This window comes from Paenibacillus sp. 01T422 (assembly GCF_056398785.1).
This window is the reverse complement of record NZ_JBFTQB010001143.1, coordinates 1-1,685: the sequence shown is the minus strand read 5'-3', so window position 1 is coordinate 1,685 and position 1,685 is coordinate 1. Positions and strand designations below refer to the sequence as shown.

At 45.0% G+C, this 1,685-nt stretch carries 1 protein-coding gene and 1 pseudogene; both read right to left on the bottom strand.

The annotated features are described in order from the left end of the window. Window positions 1-976, bottom strand: a 976-nt coding sequence (spoIVA, locus tag AC1DUA_RS36540) for a stage IV sporulation protein A (protein WP_477504391.1), incomplete at its 3' end; no start/stop codon positions are given. 266 nt (window positions 977-1,242) lie between these two features. Continuing rightward, a pseudogene (locus tag AC1DUA_RS36535) lies at window positions 1,243-1,685 on the bottom strand (hypothetical protein); the annotation flags it as partial.

Genomic DNA, 1,685 nt, shown 5'->3' with positions numbered 1-1,685 from the left:
CCACTTCCACCAAGATGCGATCATAGAGCTCATCCGGAGCAAAAAGGTCAATCTCGGCAACACCCTGCCCCATACTTAGTCCGGCGAGTGCCGCTCTATCAATAAATTCATACTCAGCAAATTGGCTGACAACACGATCCACGTCGCGCAAGCGTCTAATATCTTGAACCGTATCACGTACGGAATTTTCGAATTGAGTACGCAGCCAATGATTCTCGTCTAGAACCATGACCCAGCTTGGCAGATTCACATTCACTTCATGAACAGGGAACTCGTAGAGCACTTCGCGCAGGACAGAGACCATCTCTTCTTCGCCTGCACTAGCGACGCTCATCGTTACTACAGGTACATCATAACGACTTTGTAGTTCGCTGCGCAGCTCAAGCGCTGGTTCGCTGTTTGGCTTCTGAGAGTTAATGATGACGATGAAAGGTTTGCCCACTTCTTTCAGCTCATTAATCACTCTTTCTTCCGCCAGCACATAGGATGACCGTGGGATATCCGAAATTGTACCATCGGTTGTCACCACAACACCAAGTGTTGAATGTTCCTGAATCACCTTGCGAGTTCCGATTTCAGCCGCTTCCTGGAATGGAATGGGTTCATCGAACCAAGGCGTATTGATCATTCGCGGACCGTTTTCGTCTTCATAGCCTTTGGCGCCATCGACTGCATAACCTACACAATCAACAAGGCGCACATTCACATTCAGCCCTTCGGCCACGGAAATTTGGACCGCCGTATTCGGCACGAACTTTGGCTCCGTTGTCATAATCGTGCGGCCAGCAGCGCTCTGCGGGAGTTCATCGGTTGCCCGGATCCTATCCGCTTCGCTTTGAATGTTCGGCAGCACTACAGATTCCACAAAACGCTTAATAAAGGTTGATTTTCCTGTACGGACTGCTCCAACAACCCCCAGGTAAATGTCCCCTCCCGTTCGTTCTGCAATGTCCTTAAAGATATCCACTTTCTCCAAGAGAATCCCTCCTACAGTTTGGTCGTCAACTGACTTTTGAGACGTTAACAATTGACTACTCGTACATTCATTTGGACTAGTAAGAAATATATGTACTTTCGATAGAAATATGATAGATGTGCCATATCTTTTTTTTACCGCTCATATTTTATGAAGCACATACAGGGCTTTCCTCACCACATTGAAAAAATATATGATTACATCGGCGGCGATATTCTGAAAAATGAAAAAAACCTCCTACAGAGTACTGTAAGAGGTCACTCAATTTATGGCGTCGCTTGKGGAAGTGGCTGATTATTCTGCCAACGATATTCAAAACTTCGAATAGGCACGAAGTACGATTTGTTCACGAGAATCTCTCGCAAATCCTGATCCGGTTTTAACGAGCTAGCTACACCCTGATCTTGAATAAACTTCATAATATCCATCGCATAATCGATAGCAACCTCGCCCGTTTGTTTATTAACCAAGTAGGTTACGAGGTTCTGGCGGTTATAGACCGACTTGATTTCAGGGGCTTTCATCCCCAAGTTATTGAAATCCACATACTCGAATGCTTCATTGATAGCAATTCCAGCAGGTAATTTCCCATCATGACTTGCTTTATAATCATTAATTTTCTTTTGGACATCTTCCACACTTTGATAAGCTGATAAATCCATCAATTTAACGGTCGGTTTCGTTTCCGCATCAACAAGCACATAGATGA